At 46.1% G+C, this 17,720-nt stretch carries 19 protein-coding genes; 13 read left to right on the forward strand and 6 right to left on the reverse strand.

Features of this window, described 5'->3' with window-relative positions; genetic code table 11:
• The first annotated feature begins 50 nt into the window (after window positions 1-50).
• Together SYNPCCP_RS09515 and SYNPCCP_RS09520 are read left to right on the forward strand one after the other, a co-directional pair.
• Window positions 51-1,034 (forward strand): aldo/keto reductase, encoded by a 984-nt coding sequence (locus tag SYNPCCP_RS09515; protein ID WP_010873023.1) that lies wholly within the window; start codon window positions 51-53, stop codon window positions 1,032-1,034.
• A 42-nt stretch (window positions 1,035-1,076) separates the two neighbouring features.
• Window positions 1,077-1,979 carry a fructose bisphosphate aldolase gene (locus tag SYNPCCP_RS09520; RefSeq protein WP_010873024.1) on the forward strand — a complete coding sequence of 301 codons (903 nt, stop codon included), beginning with the start codon at window positions 1,077-1,079 and terminating at the stop codon, window positions 1,977-1,979.
• A gap of 121 nt (window positions 1,980-2,100) precedes the next feature.
• Here SYNPCCP_RS09520 and SYNPCCP_RS09525 read toward each other — a convergent pair whose 3' ends face one another.
• Complete coding sequence (locus tag SYNPCCP_RS09525) at window positions 2,101-3,231, reverse strand: SGNH/GDSL hydrolase family protein (RefSeq protein WP_010873025.1); 1,131 nt, start codon at window positions 3,229-3,231, stop codon at window positions 2,101-2,103.
• Between the two features lie 213 nt (window positions 3,232-3,444).
• Here SYNPCCP_RS09525 and acr3 point away from each other — a divergent pair, with 213 nt between their 5' ends.
• The 5 genes from acr3 (at window position 3,445) to SYNPCCP_RS09550 (ending at window position 7,412) form a co-directional block, all read left to right on the forward strand.
• Complete coding sequence (acr3, locus tag SYNPCCP_RS09530) at window positions 3,445-4,596, forward strand: arsenite efflux transporter Acr3 (protein WP_010873026.1); 1,152 nt, start codon at window positions 3,445-3,447, stop codon at window positions 4,594-4,596.
• Window positions 4,597-4,747: 151 nt separating this feature from the next.
• Window positions 4,748-5,368, forward strand: coding sequence for an arsenical resistance protein ArsH (arsH, locus tag SYNPCCP_RS09535; RefSeq protein WP_010873027.1), 621 nt, complete (start codon window positions 4,748-4,750; stop codon window positions 5,366-5,368).
• Window positions 5,369-5,457: 89 nt separating this feature from the next.
• Complete coding sequence (locus SYNPCCP_RS09540) at window positions 5,458-5,853, forward strand: thioredoxin-dependent arsenate reductase (protein ID WP_010873028.1); 396 nt, start codon at window positions 5,458-5,460, stop codon at window positions 5,851-5,853.
• Window positions 5,854-5,980: 127 nt separating this feature from the next.
• The gene (gene rpaB, locus SYNPCCP_RS09545) at window positions 5,981-6,712 is read left to right on the forward strand and encodes a response regulator transcription factor RpaB (protein WP_010873029.1); all 732 of its coding nucleotides are present in this window, start codon (window positions 5,981-5,983) and stop codon (window positions 6,710-6,712) included.
• Window positions 6,713-6,764: 52 nt separating this feature from the next.
• Window positions 6,765-7,412 (forward strand): cofactor assembly of complex C subunit B, encoded by a 648-nt coding sequence (locus tag SYNPCCP_RS09550; RefSeq protein WP_010873030.1) that lies wholly within the window; start codon window positions 6,765-6,767, stop codon window positions 7,410-7,412.
• Here SYNPCCP_RS09550 and SYNPCCP_RS09555 read toward each other — a convergent pair.
• Together SYNPCCP_RS09555 and SYNPCCP_RS09560 are read right to left on the reverse strand one after the other, a co-directional pair.
• Window positions 7,409-8,014 carry a Uma2 family endonuclease gene (locus SYNPCCP_RS09555; RefSeq protein WP_010873031.1) on the reverse strand — a complete coding sequence of 202 codons (606 nt, stop codon included), beginning with the start codon at window positions 8,012-8,014 and terminating at the stop codon, window positions 7,409-7,411. The two genes, SYNPCCP_RS09550 and SYNPCCP_RS09555, sit on opposite strands and share 4 nt — an antisense overlap.
• A 120-nt stretch (window positions 8,015-8,134) precedes the next feature.
• Window positions 8,135-10,045, reverse strand: a complete 1,911-nt coding sequence (locus tag SYNPCCP_RS09560) for an ABC-F family ATP-binding cassette domain-containing protein (protein WP_010873032.1) — start codon at window positions 10,043-10,045, stop codon at window positions 8,135-8,137.
• 285 nt (window positions 10,046-10,330) lie between these two features.
• Here SYNPCCP_RS09560 and SYNPCCP_RS09565 point away from each other — a divergent pair, with 285 nt between their 5' ends.
• A complete protein-coding gene (locus SYNPCCP_RS09565) occupies window positions 10,331-11,191 on the forward strand; it encodes a branched-chain amino acid ABC transporter permease (RefSeq protein WP_010873033.1) in 861 nt (286 codons plus the stop codon).
• A complete protein-coding gene (locus SYNPCCP_RS09570; protein ID WP_010873034.1) occupies window positions 11,191-12,015 on the forward strand; it encodes a TlyA family RNA methyltransferase in 825 nt (274 codons plus the stop codon). Before SYNPCCP_RS09565 ends, SYNPCCP_RS09570 begins: the two co-directional genes overlap by 1 nt.
• Before the next feature lie 62 nt (window positions 12,016-12,077).
• Here SYNPCCP_RS09570 and SYNPCCP_RS09575 read toward each other — a convergent pair whose 3' ends face one another.
• Genes SYNPCCP_RS09575 through SYNPCCP_RS09585 form a run of 3 tightly spaced genes read right to left on the reverse strand, consistent with a single transcriptional unit; the run spans window position 12,078 to window position 14,262 of the window.
• Window positions 12,078-12,464, reverse strand: coding sequence for a hypothetical protein (locus tag SYNPCCP_RS09575; RefSeq protein ID WP_010873035.1), 387 nt, complete (start codon window positions 12,462-12,464; stop codon window positions 12,078-12,080).
• 15 nt (window positions 12,465-12,479) lie between these two features.
• Window positions 12,480-13,571, reverse strand: coding sequence for a tetratricopeptide repeat protein (locus tag SYNPCCP_RS09580; RefSeq protein ID WP_010873036.1), 1,092 nt, complete (start codon window positions 13,569-13,571; stop codon window positions 12,480-12,482).
• Between the two features lie 4 nt (window positions 13,572-13,575).
• The gene (locus tag SYNPCCP_RS09585) at window positions 13,576-14,262 is read right to left on the reverse strand and encodes a J domain-containing protein (protein ID WP_010873037.1); all 687 of its coding nucleotides are present in this window, start codon (window positions 14,260-14,262) and stop codon (window positions 13,576-13,578) included.
• A 216-nt stretch (window positions 14,263-14,478) separates the two neighbouring features.
• On the opposite strand from SYNPCCP_RS09585, the gene ispD reads away from it, so the two are divergent.
• The 4 genes from ispD (at window position 14,479) to SYNPCCP_RS09605 (ending at window position 17,703) form a co-directional block, all read left to right on the forward strand.
• Entirely contained in the window at window positions 14,479-15,171 is a 693-nt protein-coding gene (gene ispD, locus SYNPCCP_RS09590) for a 2-C-methyl-D-erythritol 4-phosphate cytidylyltransferase (RefSeq protein WP_010873038.1), read from the forward strand.
• A gap of 83 nt (window positions 15,172-15,254) precedes the next feature.
• Window positions 15,255-16,298: a class 1 fructose-bisphosphatase gene (gene fbp, locus SYNPCCP_RS09595; protein WP_010873039.1), complete on the forward strand. Its 1,044-nt coding sequence runs from the start codon at window positions 15,255-15,257 to the stop codon at window positions 16,296-16,298.
• A gap of 206 nt (window positions 16,299-16,504) precedes the next feature.
• Window positions 16,505-17,239, forward strand: a complete 735-nt coding sequence (locus tag SYNPCCP_RS09600; RefSeq protein WP_010873040.1) for a sucrose-phosphate phosphatase — start codon at window positions 16,505-16,507, stop codon at window positions 17,237-17,239.
• A gap of 125 nt (window positions 17,240-17,364) precedes the next feature.
• Window positions 17,365-17,703: an STAS domain-containing protein gene (locus tag SYNPCCP_RS09605; protein ID WP_020862292.1), complete on the forward strand. Its 339-nt coding sequence runs from the start codon at window positions 17,365-17,367 to the stop codon at window positions 17,701-17,703.
• The last annotated feature ends 17 nt before the right edge of the window (window positions 17,704-17,720 follow it).

Consider the following 17,720-nt stretch of genomic DNA (forward strand, 5'->3'; position numbering starts at 1 on the left):
GGCTTGAAATTTGACCAAACGCTGTCTAAATAAGTGAAAATTTAGGTACTGTGCAGAGTTTCAATAGGATAAATTCAATGAAATATTTCCCTTTGAGCAATGGGGAGCAGATTCCCGCCCTGGGTCTGGGAACATGGAAATCGTCCCCTCAGGTAGTGGGTCAAGCCGTTGAGCAAGCTTTGGACTTGGGGTATCGTCACCTTGACTGTGCTGCTATCTATGGCAATGAAGCAGAAATTGGAGCTACTTTAGCCAATGCTTTCACCAAGGGGGTGGTCAAGCGAGAGGAACTCTGGATTACCTCCAAGCTGTGGAGTAATGCCCATCATCCCGACGCGGTTTTACCTGCTCTCGAAAAAACTTTGCAGGATTTGGGTCTAGATTATTTGGATCTATATCTAATCCATTGGCCGGTGGTCATTCAACCCGATGTTGGATTTCCTGAATCCGGTGATCAGTTACTACCATTTACCCCGGCTTCCCTAGAAGGAACCTGGCAAGCGTTGGAGAAGGCCGTTGATTTGGGACTCTGTCACCATATTGGGGTGTCTAATTTCAGCCTGAAGAAGTTGGAAATGGTGCTGTCCATGGCCCGTATTCCCCCCGCTGTCAATCAGGTGGAATTGCACCCCTACCTCCAACAATCAGACTTGCTAACGTTTGCTAACTCGCAAAACATTTTACTAACAGCCTATTCTCCCCTGGGCTCTGGCGATCGCCCGGCGGCCTTCCAACAAGCAGCAGAACCGAAATTACTAACTGATCCAGTGATTAATGGGATTGCAGCTGAACAAGGGTGCAGTGCGGCCCAAGTCCTTTTGGCCTGGGCCATTCAACGGGGAACCGTGACCATTCCGAAGTCGGTTAATCCTGAACGACTAGAACAAAATTTGAGGGCGGCAGATATCACCCTCACGGATAGCGAGATGGCGAAAATTGCCCTATTAGACCGTCATTACCGCTACGTGTCGGGAGACTTTTGGACCATGCCGGGCAGTCCCTATACGTTACAAAACCTATGGGATGAAATTTAAACCTTAAGATATTACAGAAACTTATCGCAGAGGGAAGAAAGCGTGATGACTCTCGAACCAAACCAGGAACAACTGAAAAAAATGAAATCCCATCCTGGTTTCATTGCCGCCCTAGACCAAAGCGGTGGTAGTACTCCAGGGGCGTTGGCCGATTATGGAATCGAACCCAATACCTATTCTGGTGACGACCAAATGTTCGCACTGGTGCATCAAATGCGGACCAGGATCATGACCAGTCCCGGCTTCACTGGCGATCGGATTTTGGCCGCAATCCTGTTCGAGGACACCATGAACCGGGAGGTTGATGGGGAGCCCACGGCCAACTACCTTTGGCAAAACAAACAAATCGTACCGATTTTGAAGGTAGACAAAGGACTGGCCCAAGAGAAGGATGGGAGCCAATTGATGAAGCCCATTCCCCAGCTTGACAGTCTGCTAATGAAGGCCAAGAAAAAAGGCATCTTCGGTACCAAAATGCGGTCATTTATCAAACATGCCAATCCCGCCGGTATCGAGGCGATCGTGGACCAGCAATTCGAGCTAGCCCAGCAAATTATTGCCGCTGGCCTGGTGCCGATTATTGAGCCCGAAGTAGATATTCACTGCTCGGAGAAAGCTCAGGCGGAAGCGTTACTCAAACAAGCCATGCTGAAACATCTCAACCAATTACCCAAAGGACAGTGGGTGATGCTCAAACTCACTCTGCCGGAGCAAGACAACCTTTATAGCAATTGCATCGAACATGCCAATGTCTTGAGAGTGGTTGCTTTGTCGGGGGGCTACTCCCAAGCGGAAGCTAATGAGCGTCTAAGCAGGAATCACGGTGTCATAGCAAGCTTTTCACGAGCTTTGACTGAGGGACTAACGGCCCAACAAACTGATGCTGAGTTCAACACCATGTTGGACGAATCCATTGAAAAAATCTATCAGGCATCGATTACGTAGTCCATGTTAAGTAAAAATCCCATACCTTTAAGGAGCTAAGGGGCACCCGAATCACAACACGGTGAAACTTGCCCCTGCCATCCTCTTGTCTGACTTTACCCTTTAATATCATTCAAAAAATTCAAAATAAATTTTCCAAAATGCACTCAGTCAAATTGTGGTAGCCCAAATCATTAAAATGGGCGTCGTGTTTATGGTACATGTCTCGATTCCAAGTGCAGATTTCTAGCAGGGGAACATACTCCAATCCTATTTGCTTGATATCACTTCCAATTTCCAGGGAGTACTTATTACTGAAAGTTTCTCCTTTTTCCGGGATGTGGACGACACGAACAACCGCGTTGGGAAAACTATTTTTAATCTCTCTTAAACTAGCTAAGGCATTTTTGTATAGCTCGTTTTTGTCATACTCATTAGCCTGATTAAATTTAAGATGAGGACAAAAATGAACGAGTGAACTTTGATTTTTGCCCAAACTATACACATCACAGGCTAGATTATACAGACGTAACTGTTGCAGAAAATTTAGCTTGGGTTCCTCCGAAGAACCCTTAGTTTCATATAATTTTTTGGCCCGGTCTACCAATTCTTCTTGACTATCGTTGTAGTTGGCAATGTACATAACTGGAGGGTAATTTTCTACGCATTCCTTAGTGTTTTCTTGCTGGCAAAACCAGAGGGCTTGGTCTTGGATTAACGGATACCACAAAGTCCGAAAAAAGTCATTACCAATGACCATGATATTAATTTCATCAAAATGCGCCCCATCTTTAACACTTGTCAGTAATTGCTGAAATTGTTTGACTCCAGCGCCGGTAATACCAAGGTTGTATAGACTGATCTCTGGGCGATCCAAACGTCGCCTTAGTTGACTGATCCAGGACTGATTGCCCCCATCTCCGGCGGTGAAAGAGTCACCGACAAACACAACTTTTTTGCCGGGGGCGGAATCAAAATTGTAGTCTACGTCATCTACAAAACCGAGGTTATTGGTGCCATAGACAATGTCGTAATCAACTTCATCCCCATAGATAGCAACACTTCTAATTTTCGTTCTTGGCTCATACCTAACAGTTTTATCCCCCGTTCTCACCAGGGAAGGCTTGGTAAAAAATAAAATTCGGTCATAGAGACTGTATTTACCTATGCCAGTTAACCTCAATGCAATTTCAGCTATTACCAAACTAAGGACAATTGAAGCAAGAATTAAAGCAGTATTTTGACCAATTTTAATAATTTTGGGGGCGGGCATTGTTTTATCAGAAAAATAGGTTGAATGCCCCTTTACCTAAGGCAGCGGAGGATGTGAATGGAACAATGGGGGCAATGAGATTTCCATAAAGTACTCTATTTTGCTCCTTTTCCATCGGAAGACACGGCAACAGTAGACCGGGGACAGACCGAGTTGACATATCAAGTTTTTTTGATGTAAGATTATTCCATCAAGTTTTTTTGATGAGTTGTCATGGTCAATCGCATTAACCCCAAAGCCATTAAGGCTGGGGGAACGCTCAATTTGTTTGAAAAATACCTTACCCTCTGGGTTGCCCTTTGTATCGTCATTGGCATTGCCCTGGGGAAGTTATTGCCCGCGGTGGCCCAAACCCTCGATTCCTGGAGCATTTATAACGTTTCCATTCCGATCGCCATTTGCTTGTTTTTCATGATGTACCCCATCATGGTGAAAATTGATTTTTCCCAGGCACGACAAGCGGTCAAGGCTCCTAAGCCGGTGATATTGACCCTGGTGGTGAATTGGGTAATTAAACCGTTTACGATGGTGATTTTTGCCCAGTTTTTCCTGGGTTATCTTTTCGCCCCGTTGTTGACTGCGACGGAGATAATCCGGGGGCAAGAGGTAACCTTAGCCAATTCCTACATTGCCGGTTGCATTTTGCTCGGTATTGCGCCCTGTACCGCCATGGTATTGATGTGGGGTTACCTTTCCTATAGCAATCAGGGTTTAACCTTGGTGATGGTGGCGGTCAATTCTTTGGCTATGCTATTCCTTTACGCACCTTTGGGTAAATGGCTGTTGGCGGCCAGTAACTTGACAGTGCCTTGGCAAACCATTGTCTTATCGGTGTTAATTTACGTGGGTTTGCCCCTGGCCGCCGGTATTTATAGTCGTTACTGGATTTTGAAACATAAGGGACGGCAATGGTTTGAGAGTCAATTTTTGCATTACCTCAGCCCGATCGCCATTGTGGCTTTGTTATTGACGTTGATTTTGCTCTTTGCTTTTAAGGGGGAATTGATTGTTAATAATCCTCTGCATATTTTTCTAATTGCCGTGCCGTTATTTATCCAAACCAATTTCATCTTTCTCATTACCTATGTTCTGGGGTTAAAACTCAAACTCAGTTACGAAGATGCCGCCCCCGCCGCCCTGATCGGTGCCAGTAATCATTTTGAAGTGGCGATCGCCACCGCTGTGATGTTATTTGGCCTCAATTCTGGAGCTGCTTTGGCCACCGTAGTGGGGGTATTAATTGAAGTGCCAGTGATGTTAATGCTGGTGGAAATTTGCAAAAAAACAGCCTTTTGGTTCCCCAGGGACCCGGAAAAAGCCACTTTGCTAGACCCCCGTTGTATAAATCAAGAAATTAGGATCTAAAAACGTGTTTGGAAAGTTTTATTCTGCCCCCTCAATCGACCAACTAAAGCGACCGCAATACTGGGGAACTTTCACTCAGTTTCCCCCCAAATTTGGGGGGCCAGGGGGGCTTTTAAAACAAGCTCTAACCAACTTTGCCTAATTGCCAGCAATGACCGACTTTAACCATCCTCCCCGGATTTTATTTCTCTATGGTTCCCTACGGGAGCGTTCCTACAGCCGTTTACTGGCCGAAGAAGCGGGCCGCATCATCACCACCATGGGAGCGGAAACCAAATTTTTTGATCCGAGGGAATTACCCCTGCGGGGCCAAGTTCTGGATAGCCACCCCAAAGTTCAAGAATTACTAGAACTAAGCCAATGGTCTGAAGGCCAAGTGTGGTCTTCCCCGGAAATGCACGGCAACATTACAGGAATTCTCAAAAATCAAATTGATTGGATTCCCCTGGAAATTGGTTCCATTCGTCCCACCCAGGGCCGCACCCTAGCGGTGATGCAGGTTAGTGGCGGTTCCCAATCTTTCAATGCCGTCAACACCATGCGCATTCTTGGTCGTTGGATGCGGATGTTTACCATTCCCAACCAATCATCCGTGGCTAAGGCGTATCAGGAATTCCATGAAGACGGCACCATGAAGGATTCCCCCTATCGAGACCGGGTGGTGGACGTGATGGAAGAACTATACAAATTCACCCTGCTACTGCGGGACAAGGTGGATTATTTAACCGATCGCCATAGTGAAAGAAAAGCTAAGGTCAACACCGATGGTTGATGTTTTTCCCACTGAAACTAACTCCAATCACTCCAATTTATTCCATCAATTAATTAATCAAACTAATTAATCTAAGCGAGGCTAAAACTGTGAAAAAGGTAATGTTCGTTTGCAAACGTAATTCCTGTCGCTCCCAAATGGCAGAGGGCTTTGCCAAAACTTTAGGGGCCGGCAAAATTGCTGTTACCAGTTGTGGACTGGAATCTTCCCGGGTCCATCCCACCGCCATTGCCATGATGGAAGAAGTAGGCATAGACATCAGCGGCCAGACCTCCGACCCCATCGAAAACTTTAACGCCGACGATTACGACGTGGTAATTTCCCTTTGTGGCTGTGGGGTTAATCTGCCGCCGGAATGGGTAACCCAGGAAATTTTTGAAGACTGGCAACTGGAAGATCCCGATGGTCAATCATTGGAAGTTTTTCGCACCGTGCGGGGCCAGGTTAAGGAACGGGTGGAAAACCTGATCGCCAAAATTAGCTGATCTGCCCCATCCCCATTGATACCAACGATACCAAACCCCCAATTTGGCTATATGCTTAGGGAAATGGCTTTTTGCCACGAAACTTCACTAATCGTTATACAAGTTAATCAAAGGAGGGTTGTGGATCTTGGAAACCAATAAAGAAAGGATATTGGTGGTCGATGACGAGGCCAGCATCCGACGCATACTGGAAACCCGTTTATCCATGATTGGCTATGAAGTGGTGACCGCTGCCGACGGTGAAGAGGCGATCGCCACTTTCCATGAGAGCGACCCCGATTTGGTGGTGTTGGATGTGATGATGCCCAAGCTGGACGGCTACGGCGTTTGCCAAGAACTACGTAAAGAATCGGACATTCCCATTATTATGCTTACCGCCCTGGGGGATGTGGCCGATCGCATTACCGGTTTGGAACTGGGGGCCGATGATTATGTGGTGAAGCCCTTTTCCCCCAAGGAATTGGAAGCTAGAATCCGGTCCGTGCTACGGCGGGTGGACAAAAACGGTATGCCGGGCATTCCCAGTTCGGGCGTGTTGCAAATTGCCACCATTCGCATTGATACCAACAAGCGTCAAGTGTATAAAGGGGATGAGCGCATCCGCCTAACAGGAATGGAATTTAGCCTGTTGGAATTGTTGGTGAGTCGCTCCGGAGAGCCCTTTTCCCGTTCGGAAATTCTCCAGGAAGTGTGGGGCTACACCCCCGAACGCCATGTGGATACCAGGGTGGTGGACGTGCATATTTCCCGCCTGCGGGCCAAACTAGAGGAAGACCCCAGCAATCCCGAATTAATTCTTACTGCCCGGGGCACCGGTTACCTGTTCCAACGCATTCTGGAACCGGGGGAAGAACCGTAATTCCTAGGGATTTACCGAGGAATTTTCAGCCCATTGCCAGTTAATTGCCACCATGAGTGCAGATCCCAATCGTATTGTTCGTTTATTACCCCTTGGGGCGGGCAGTCTCGGGGGACTGTTATTGCTAATTAACCGCCTTTCCACCCCCATGTTAAACCCTTCCCAAGCCCGTTCCGATGTGGTGGGGGTAATTTTGGCGGGGATGCTGGTGTGTGTCTGGCTAATTTGGCAACGGATTCAGCCCAAGTCCCCGGAAGCGGTGGTGCTAGAAGGCAAAGAAGGCTTTGATTTACTGGATAGTCTGCCCCAGGAAATAAAAACAGAGTTAGCTTGGGCTTCCCATTTGCTCTTGACTAATACGGTCACCCAAACCATGGTGGTCTATTACGATCGCCAGGTGTTATTGCGCCGGGGCATTTTGAGTGAGCAAAAAGAAGTGAAACCGGGGCCGATTGTAGAACGGGTAATGCAAACCCAAAAGCCCGTTTATTTGGTGAATTTACCCCTCTATCCCGGTCGAGTGGAATTTGATTATTTACCCGCCAACACCCAGGGTTTAATCTGTCAGCCCCTCGACGATCGGGGTGTGTTAATCCTAGGAGCCAATATTCCCCGCAGTTATACGAAACAGGATGAAAATTGGGTCACGGGCATTGCTGATAAAATTGCCCATAGCTTGAGCATGCCCATCAATGCTTAACGGACAAATTTGAGCCAAGCAAAAATTTCCGCTGTGGTTAGGCTGAGGTCCAAACCATTTAATACTGGCAATAGTTCTTCCCTATTGTTCATCTCTGCAGCTTCAACACCGTAAAACTTTGGTGGGTACTGGGGAAAAAAAACTAAAATTGAACGTTCCTCTGGACTGATGAGCCACCCCAATTCACTGCCCTGCTCTAAGCAATAGAGAATATTATTAATTACCTTTGTTGCGCTTTGCTGGGGGGAGAGAATCTCAATTATCCAATCAGGGCAACTCGTAAAATGATTAGCAATATCTCCATCCGTAGTTAAGGGAATTCTTTGCCAACGAAATACAGAAATATCTGGCACCAGGGAACGATCAGCAAAGGTACAGCGTAACTCCGGCAAAGCATAGGCGAGGCGAAGGGGCTCGGCCACTTGGTTAATGGCCTGGCAAAGTCGGTATTGCAATTGACTATGCTGTCCCTGGGGCATGGGTTTTTGAGTAATAACTCCGTTCACATATTCCCACGCCGGAGAGTCTTCAATGTGGGATAGGGTGAGAAATTCCCATAGCGTTGTGATGGGGCTAGAGGCAAGCATAGTAACTATTCTCACAAGATGAGTTTATTCTGCCATGTAAGCATTTTAAGTATAACTCCGCCATGATCAACGTTCCAGGTAAGTTAAGCCAGCCAGTCTGACATGCAACTCAAGTCTAAAAAATAGCAAATTACCTCAAATTCTCTCAGCTAAAGTTAGCCAACGTTCTGTTTTTTGATCAATACTTTCACTTAAATTAGCTAAGCGTTCCGTCAGGTTTTGCAACTCGGTAAAATTGCCGTTGGAACTCTGGTAAAGTTGGGCTTCCAGTTGGGCTTTTTCTTCTTCCAATTGGGGAATTTGTTGCTCAAGCTGTTCGTATTCCCGCTTTTCTTTATAGGAAAGTTTTTTCGAGCTACTATCTTGGCTAACTTTGGTCGTAACAGAAGCAACTGGTTGAGATTTTTTTAACTCAGTTTCTTCTTGGTTTGCTCTAACCTGTTCTGCTTTTTTATATTCCAAATACAAAGTGTAATTGCCGGGATATTGCCGTAGTTCTCCCTCTTCTTCAAAAGCAAAAATGGTTTCCACGGTGCGGTCGAGGAAATACCGGTCATGGGAAACCACAATGACGCAACCGTTAAAATCTTCCAGGTAATCTTCCAACACCGCCAGGGTTTGCACATCCAAATCGTTGGTAGGTTCGTCCAAAATTAAAACGTTGGGGGCTCGCATCAACACCCGCAGTAAAAATAAACGGCGCTTTTCTCCCCCGGATAACTTGGCAATGGGAGCAAATTGTTGATTGGGGGGAAATAAAAATCTTTCTAACATCTGCCCAGCGGTAATTACTTCGCCGTCGGTGGTTTTGATCAATTCCGCCACACTTTTGAGGTAATCAATTACCCGTTGATTAGGATTTAAACTCAGGTCATCGGAGTGTTGATCAAAATAACCAAAATGAATGGTGCTACCAATGTCCACTGTGCCTTGGTCCGGCTCCAATCTGCCAGTGATCATATTCATTAAAGTGGATTTGCCCACGCCATTTTTGCCCACAATTCCCACCCGATCGCCGGGGGTGAAAATATAGGAAAAATCTTTAATTAATTGTTTGTTTTCAAAGCCCTTGCTAATGTTTTCCAGCTCTACCACTTTTTTGCCAATGCGCCGCCCAGCCGTACTAATATCTACTTTTCCCGTCCCCGTTTTAAAGCTGGTCTCCTGCATATCCTGGATGCGGTCAATGCGGGCTTTTTGCTTAGTGCTCCGGGCTTTAGGCCCTCTTTTTAACCATTCCAATTCCCGCCGCAACACTCCCCGGTGTTTTTTCTGACTGCTCTGTTCCGATTCCTCTGCTTCCGCTTTTTTGGTCAGATAATAACCATAGTTACCGTTGTAGCTATACAGTTCTCCTTGGTCAATTTCCAAAATACGGTTCGTCACCCGGTCCAAAAAATAGCGGTCGTGGGTAATTAATAACAATGCTCCCCGGAACCGTTGCAGGTAACTTTGTAGCCATTCCACCGAAAAAGCATCCAAATGGTTAGTGGGTTCGTCCATCAACAGCACATCCGGTTGGGACAACAATGCGGCGGCGATCGCCACCCGTTTACGGTAACCACCGGAAAGATCGCCTACTTTGGCATCGAGATGATCTACCCCCAACTGGGTCAGAATAATTTTGGCTTGGGTTTCCAATTCCCAGGCCCCACTGGTTTCCATCTGGGCTGATAGGGCCGACAGTTGATTAAGCAATTGCTCGTCACTGCCCTGGTGGGCCAACTTGTCCGACAGCAGTTCGTATTGTTTAACTAATTGCCACTGTTCGCCACTGTCCACAAAAACCTGCTCCAACACGGTGCGATCGCCGTCCATCTCTGGTTGTTGGGGTAAATAAACCACTTTGGCACTGCTGTTGCACCAATATTCTCCGCCATCAAAGGGTTCTAACCCGGCAATCATTTTCAACAGGGTGGATTTACCGGAGCCATTAACCCCAATTAATCCCACCCGATCGCCTGGCTCGATGTTGAACGTAGCGTCCCGCAGAATTTCTTTAATACCAAAATCTTTGCGGAGGGATTGAACAGTGATGAGAGCCATACGGGGAAATTTACCAGGAAAAATTGAGCAGACTGGCAAATTACAAGCCTTGGTCTGGGGCCCATTTTATCGAAAAACTGGGTTTACCCCTGGTCTTCCACCATGATTTGCCCTAGCCAAAATCGAAAATGGCGCTCCATTGTTTAACCACCTGTTTAGGCATCCCTATGGGTCGTGTTTTTGCCGCCCTAAAAGGGATGTTATGGAGATCACAAAAATGAACGAAAATCCCCTAAAGTAGGGTAGCTTACGGCGACATCGCCCTTGGTCTCACGTTAGGAAGGCATGGATCTATCACAGTTAATCTTTAATGGCATTGCGGTGGGAAGCATTATCGCCCTGGGGGCAGTGGGGTTGACCCTGACCTATGGCATTTTACGCCTGTCTAATTTTGCCCATGGTGATTTTATGACTTTGGCGGCCTATTTAACTTGGTGGGCCAACACCAGCGGCATTAATTTGTGGTTATCCATGGCCCTGGGTTGTGTCGGTACCATCATTGCCATGTTCATTGGTGAATGGTTGCTCTGGAAGCCCATGCGGGCCCGGCGGGCTACGGCAACAACGCTGATCATTATTTCCATTGGTCTAGCCCTATTTCTCCGCAACGGCATCCTCTTGATCTGGGGTGGCAATAACCAAAATTACCGAGTGCCCATTGTCCCTGCCCAGGATTTTATGGGCATTAAATTTGAGTATTACCGTCTACTGGTCATTGCTATGGCGATCGCCGCCATGGTGGTGTTGCATTTGATTTTGCAAAGGACGAAAGTGGGCAAAGCGATGCGGGCCGTGGCGGACAATGTTGATCTGGCGAAAGTATCCGGCATCAACGTGGAATGGGTAGTGATGTGGACCTGGGTAATGACCGCAGTGTTAACAGCCCTAGGAGGATCCATGTATGGCCTGATGACCACCCTGAAACCGAATATGGGGTGGTTTTTGATTTTGCCCATGTTTGCTTCGGTGATTCTAGGGGGCATTGGTAATCCCTACGGGGCGATCGCCGGGGGGATAATTATTGGCGTAGCCCAGGAAGTGAGCGTGCCTTGGTTTGGCACCAGTTACAAAATGGGGGTGGCATTGCTGTTGATGATCATCATTTTGTTCATTCGTCCCCAAGGTTTGTTTAAAGGCACTCAATAATGGCCAAAGCAGATAAACAACGACTGGATGCCCTTTTGGTAGCCAAAGGTTTATGTGAATCCAGAGCCCTGGCCCAGCGGTTGATCCGGGCGGGGGAAGTGAAAGTTAATCAACAGTTGGTGGATAAACCAGGCACCCTGGTAACCATGGATGTGGCGGTGGAACTAGCCCAAAGGCCTCCCTACGTTTCCCGGGGAGGGGAAAAGTTAGCCAAGGCCCTAACGGAATTTGCCATTGATGTGACCGGTCGCATTTGTCTCGATGGGGGCATTTCCACTGGTGGCTTTACGGATTGTTTATTACAAAGGGGAGCAACGAAGGTTTACGGCGTGGATGTGGGTTACGGCCAGGTGGCTTGGAAATTGCGTCAGGATGACCGGGTGATTTTGCGGGAGCGGGCCAATTTTCGTTACCTCACGCCCCAGGATTTGTATGGGGATCAACCCTGGCCGGACTTGGGGGTGATGGATTTGTCCTTTATTTCCCTTACCAAAGTGATGGCTCCCCTCTGGTCTCTCCTCGCTCCTCCCCGGGAAGTGGTGTTATTGGTTAAGCCGCAATTTGAAGTGGGCAGGGAAAAAATTGGCAAAAAGGGAGTGGTGCGGGATGCCCAAGCCCAGGCAGAGGCCATTGACCAAGTGTGGCGATCAGGGCAGAGCCTCGGTTGGCAGTTTAACGGTTTAACTTTTTCCCCTATCACCGGGCCGGCGGGCAATGTGGAATATTTACTCTGGCTCAGTCAATCCGCTGTTAACGCCTCTGCTCCAACGCTAGCTCAGTTGGGGGAAATTACCCAAAAAACGTTGGATTCTTTTAGAAACTGAATTGGGATTTTGTGTAAATTGTAAAGAGATAATCAGAAATAATAGTCGAGTCGACAGCTATTTTATTCTCTACTAAGTAGGTATTGTTCAGCACTTAATTTGAGCTTATCTCCTTTTAAAATCAACTGATCAATATAATCTTTTAATTCCATATAAGGCTGACGAGCATCTTTTTTATTACGTTCAATCATGCGCCTAGTTTCTGCACGAACTCGCCCTGCCCACTTATTTTTACCAAATATATCTAAACCAACGGAAACGATACTATCAGAATAGGCTTGGCTTGCGTCTTGATTAATTTGCCGAATGTGGGCGTTGATTTCCTTTTTAATAGCTCGTAGTTGCTTTTGGGCAAGATTAATTTGCTTGACTTGTAACTTTACGGATTGGGGAGAATCAAGCGTTAAGGTCAGTTGGTTGGCAATAGTTTGAATTTCTTGAATATTCATGAGTTTATTAGAAAGTTAATCAATTATTGTTTGAGCTTTTTGTAAATCTTCTAGTGCCTTCTCATGATTTCCAAGTTCTCTAAATACTATACTTCGATTAACATATGCCGCTTTGCACTTAGAATCAATGACTAACGCTTGATTATAATCATCTAAGGATTTTTGATGACAACCTAAATCGTAGTAAGCTACGCCTCTATTAATATAAGCCCAAACAAATGTTGGCTTAACAATTAAAGCATCAGAAAAATCTTTGATAGCCTTCTTAATCTGTCCCATCTTATAATAAGCAAGACCTCTATTATAAAATCCATTAAATAAATTACCATTTAAAGCCAATGATTGATCGAGGTAATCAATTGCAGACTGGTATTTTTCTAAGGAAAGGAAAGAAGAACCAAGGATATATAGTGTATTATCCTTATTAATGTGCATTGGATTCAACCTTAGAGAAGTAAAACAATCTTCAATAGCTGCATCAAAATCACCCAAAAGATTATGTATTTCAGCCCGTAATATGTAAGAAGATACAAAATTTGAATTTAGTTTTAAGGCTTCGTTGATTTTTTCAAGAGCATCTTGAGTATTACCCAGTAGTCTGTTAATAGCCCCTTGAATAGATAATTCAATGGGATTATAACACTTGTTGATATCGGTCTTAATTTGTAGCAAATCATTGTAACATGAAAGAATAAAACTACTTGCTTGTAGCTCAGAGATTATAATAATTTTAGAATAAAAAGCAATAACTGAATCTTGATAAAATTGCTTATGTTTTAGCCCCAGATATAAATCATTTTTGCTGTCTATATTATTACCTAGAAAAGAATGAGCAAAGCCCCTCAAAAAATAGGCTTCACAAAATCTATCATTAAATTCTAAAGCTTTAGTAAAAGAATCTATGGCATCAGATATATTTCCTAATATATATTGCTCTACTCCAAGTTTGAACAGATGCTCATGGTTGCTTGATTTTGTCAATATTTTTGTACAATCTTCGAATTTCTTTTCACTCTTTGATAAAGTGATTTTTTGGGTAAGCTGTAACCCCTTTTTGACCACATCAGAAGAATAACGAGCTAAATTTTGTTTGTAGTTATCAGTCATGAGATTAAACCCCTAATTGTTCTTTTAAATCCTGTAAACGCTCTTGAGCCTCAGCAATTTGCTCATCCAGATGTTTAGCCATTTCTGTCAAAAGATCTTGACCAGACTGTCGTGCTTGCTCTACTTGCTCCATTAACTCAAAAAGCTCCGTTTGTCTTAACTCTGCCATATCTCGATGGATGGCTACTAACCGAGAACGACACTGGGCAATCTGACGAATAACCCGAATTAACTCCGCTGCAACGCCTTCTCCTTGGACTGAATGAGGATCAGATTCCCAACTAGCTAAAATTTCCCGTAACCGTTGCTCATCGCCTTCTTCGTAGGCCTGATTTGCCGCGGCCATTAAATTTTGTCGTTTAGCCCTTTCCACCTCATCCGTTGCTAAATCTGGATGAACACGCTTTGCCACCTCTCGATATAGCTTTTTCAAACCATCCGACGGTTTAAAATTACGGGATGACTCCAAATAGTCCATGTACTCCGTAATCTGCGCTTCAATGCGTTCCAGTTCCGTATAGCGACTTCCGATCAGTCCTAAATACTGCTGTTCAAAACTATGTAACTCAGCTTGAAAAGTCGTCAATTTAAGCTCATTTTCCGCTAATTCTGACTCTAAAGTTTCAAGTTCAGCCTTTTTTGCAGTTAACTCTTCTTCTTCCGGACTTGTGTAGATGGTGAGGTCGTCCATTGTACTGACTGTTAACTTTAATGTTTTTATCCTAGCTTATTTATCAACTTTCATAAAGAGCTAAAATCAAAACCAGCTAGCCACTCTGGGGAATTTTGCAGAGCCGATCATCTCTAGACCTATCGTTGCGAATTTTCCTTTTGTACTGAGATTTCCCCAAAGTAAACATGGTAAGGTTTGAGACCGAGAATTTCAGCAGAGTTGACGGTCGGGTAGATGCATTTACTAATTCCAGCGGCGGGTTCCGGCAAACGGATGGGGAGCGGTCACAATAAGTTACTTTTAAATGTTTTGGGGCAACCCCTGCTGAGTTGGACAGTGCAGGCGGCATTGGCATCCCAGTCCATTGAGTGGATTGGCATCATGGGCCAACCCTACGATTTTCCAGCCTTTGAAGCTCTATTAACTCCCCTCCATAGCCCTAAACCAGTGCAGTTAATTGTGGGGGGAGATACCCGACAACAATCGGTTTTTAATGGCATCCAAGCTCTGCCCCCGGGGGCGAAATTTGTGTTAATCCACGACGGTGCCCGTTGTTTGGCTACGCCGGATTTGTTTGATCGTTGCACAGAGGCTCTCCAGCATTGCCAAGGATTAATTGCCGCCATGCCAGTGAAGGACACCATCAAAATAGTTAACGCTGATGGTTGGATCACTGACACCCCCGATCGCCAAGGATTGTGGGGAGCCCAAACGCCCCAGGGTTTTGACGTGGCCCTGCTCAAAGCCTGCCATGACAAAGGTAAACAGGAAGGTTGGGAAGTAACGGATGATGCGGCCCTGCTGGAAAAATGTGGGCAACCCGTGAAAATAGTGCCAGGGGAAGATACTAACTTGAAAATTACCACCCCCGTAGATTTGGCGATCGCCGAATTTATTTTGGGGCAGAGGTCGGCAAAATCCGCCTGAAAATAGGCAAATTTCGGGGTTCGGAAAGATCAAGCTAGGATGGAAGGGACTTTGAGCCTAGCAATCCAAGGAGACTTTTATCCATGACCGTTAGTGAGATTCATATTCCTAACTCTTTACTAGACCGGGATTGCACCACCCTTTCACGCCACGTACTCCAACAACTGAATAGCTTTGGGGCCGATGCCCAGGATTTGAGTGCCATCATGAACCGCATTGCCCTAGCGGGAAAACTGATTGCCCGTCGCCTGAGTCGAGCTGGGTTAATGGCCGATGTGTTGGGCTTCACTGGGGAAACCAACGTCCAGGGGGAATCGGTGAAAAAAATGGACGTATTTGCCAATGATGTTTTTATTTCTGTCTTTAAGCAAAGTGGCTTGGTTTGTCGTCTGGCTTCGGAGGAGATGGAAAAACCCTACTATATTCCTGAAAATTGCCCCATTGGTCGCTATACTTTGCTGTACGACCCCATTGATGGTTCCTCCAACGTGGACATTAACCTCAACGTGGGTTCCATTTTTGCCATTCGGCAACAGGAAGGGGACGATCTAGACGGCAGTGCGTCAGATTTATTGGCTAACGGAGACAAGCAAATTGCTGCTGGTTATATCCTCTACGGCCCCTCCACCATCCTGGTTTATTCCCTCGGCTCCGGAGTGCATAGCTTTATCCTCGATCCCAGTTTGGGGGAATTTATTTTAGCCCAGGAAAATATCCGCATTCCCAACCACGGCCCCATTTACAGCACCAATGAAGGTAACTTTTGGCAATGGGATGAAGCCCTGAGGGATTACACCCGTTACGTCCATCGCCACGAAGGTTACACTGCCCGTTATAGCGGTGCTCTGGTGGGGGATATTCACCGGATTTTGATGCAAGGGGGAGTGTTTCTTTATCCTGGTACGGAAAAAAATCCCGACGGCAAATTGCGTTTGCTCTATGAAACTGCGCCGCTGGCCTTTTTGGTGGAACAGGCTGGGGGAAGGGCTAGTGACGGCCAAAAACGTTTACTGGACTTAATTCCTTCTAAATTACATCAGCGTACCCCCGCCATTATTGGCAGCGCAGAAGATGTGAAATTGGTGGAATCTTTCATCAGCGACCACAAACAACGGCAGGGTAATTAGTTTACTTAATCACTGCAAATCGTTTGAGGTCTAGGAACGTCTTTTAAAAGCCCCCTAGCCCCCCAATTCTGGGGGGAATAGTGTTCAAAGTCCCCCAAATTTGCCGGAGCTTTAGTGAAGACATTTGGAGAGTGGATCATGACTTTTCAAACATACTCTAACGCCGGAGATTCAACTTTGTTGGTAAATCTACATTGATCAATCCTATGCGACAGTTATTGCTAATTTCTGACCTGGACAATACCTGGGTCGGAGATCAACAAGCCCTGGAACATTTGCAAGAATATCTAGGCGATCGCCGGGGAAATTTTTATTTGGCCTATGCCACGGGGCGTTCCTACCATTCCGCGAGGGAGTTGCAAAAACAGGTGGGACTCATGGAACCGGACTATTGGCTCACCGCGGTGGGGAGTGAAATTTACCATCCAGAAGGCCTGGACCAACATTGGGCTGATTACCTCTCTGAGCATTGGCAACGGGATATCCTCCAGGCGATCGCCGATGGTTTTGAGGCCTTAAAACCCCAATCTCCCTTGGAACAAAACCCATGGAAAATTAGCTATCATCTCGATCCCCAGGCTTGCCCCACCGTCATCGACCAATTAACGGAGATGTTGAAGGAAACCGGCATCCCGGTGCAGGTGATTTTCAGCAGTGGCAAAGATGTGGATTTATTGCCCCAACGGAGTAACAAAGGTAACGCCACCCAATATCTGCAACAACATTTAGCCATGGAGCCGTCTCAAACCCTGGTGTGTGGGGACTCCGGCAATGATATTGGCTTATTTGAAACTTCCGCTCGGGGTGTCATTGTCCGTAATGCCCAGCCGGAATTATTGCACTGGTATGACCAATGGGGGGATTCTCGTCATTATCGGGCCCAATCGAGCCATGCTGGCGCTATCCTAGAGGCGATCGCCCATTTCGATTTTTTGAGCTGATATTTTAGTTAACAATTCCGAATGGGCAAGCAAAGTAAGCTACAATTTGACATTGTTCAATTTTGAGTACAGGGTGTAAAGCCGAGGAGGGCGTTATTGCTGAGCCACTAAACTTGACGGTCAGTTTGCGCGGGACATTAGAAGTCAAGGAAAAGTTACAAATCTTCCGTCTGACGGGTTTGTTGGACGCATTTTCCGAGCCTACCTTCCGTAAGGTAGTCAGCGATCACATCGAAGCAGGGCCTCCCCATGTGGTGCTGGACTTGTCCACCATTGATTTTATTGATAGCTCTGGCCTAGGAGCTTTGGTGCAGGTAACCAAACTTTCCCAAAACAAACAGGGAAGTGTACAGATTGTCACCAACCCTAGGGTTACCCAAACGGTAAAACTGGTGCGTTTGGAAAAATTCCTCCATCTCCATAATTCCCTGGCTGAGGCGATCGCCGCTACCACTGAGGGGTAATGATGGTTGGTTGTTCA

The organism is Synechocystis sp. PCC 6803 substr. PCC-P, from assembly GCF_000284455.1.
Lineage (GTDB): Bacteria > Cyanobacteriota > Cyanobacteriia > Cyanobacteriales > Microcystaceae > Synechocystis.

What these genes read in the sequence shown, in the direction of transcription:
- SYNPCCP_RS09525 (WP_010873025.1), bottom strand. Translation starts at nt 3,231, where the DNA reads ATGCCCGCCCCCAAAATTATTAAAATTGGTCAAAATACTGCTTTAATT.
- SYNPCCP_RS09570 (WP_010873034.1), top strand. Translation starts at nt 11,191, where the DNA reads ATGGCCAAAGCAGATAAACAACGACTGGATGCCCTTTTGGTAGCCAAA.
- SYNPCCP_RS09575 (WP_010873035.1), bottom strand. Translation starts at nt 12,464, where the DNA reads ATGAATATTCAAGAAATTCAAACTATTGCCAACCAACTGACCTTAACG.
- SYNPCCP_RS09560 (WP_010873032.1), bottom strand. Translation starts at nt 10,045, where the DNA reads ATGGCTCTCATCACTGTTCAATCCCTCCGCAAAGATTTTGGTATTAAA.
- SYNPCCP_RS09600 (WP_010873040.1), top strand. Translation starts at nt 16,505, where the DNA reads ATGCGACAGTTATTGCTAATTTCTGACCTGGACAATACCTGGGTCGGA.
- SYNPCCP_RS09565 (WP_010873033.1), top strand. Translation starts at nt 10,331, where the DNA reads ATGGATCTATCACAGTTAATCTTTAATGGCATTGCGGTGGGAAGCATT.
- SYNPCCP_RS09550 (WP_010873030.1), top strand. Translation starts at nt 6,765, where the DNA reads ATGAGTGCAGATCCCAATCGTATTGTTCGTTTATTACCCCTTGGGGCG.
- acr3 (WP_010873026.1), top strand. Translation starts at nt 3,445, where the DNA reads ATGGTCAATCGCATTAACCCCAAAGCCATTAAGGCTGGGGGAACGCTC.
- arsH (WP_010873027.1), top strand. Translation starts at nt 4,748, where the DNA reads ATGACCGACTTTAACCATCCTCCCCGGATTTTATTTCTCTATGGTTCC.
- SYNPCCP_RS09580 (WP_010873036.1), bottom strand. Translation starts at nt 13,571, where the DNA reads ATGACTGATAACTACAAACAAAATTTAGCTCGTTATTCTTCTGATGTG.
- ispD (WP_010873038.1), top strand. Translation starts at nt 14,479, where the DNA reads ATGCATTTACTAATTCCAGCGGCGGGTTCCGGCAAACGGATGGGGAGC.
- fbp (WP_010873039.1), top strand. Translation starts at nt 15,255, where the DNA reads ATGACCGTTAGTGAGATTCATATTCCTAACTCTTTACTAGACCGGGAT.
- SYNPCCP_RS09585 (WP_010873037.1), bottom strand. Translation starts at nt 14,262, where the DNA reads ATGGACGACCTCACCATCTACACAAGTCCGGAAGAAGAAGAGTTAACT.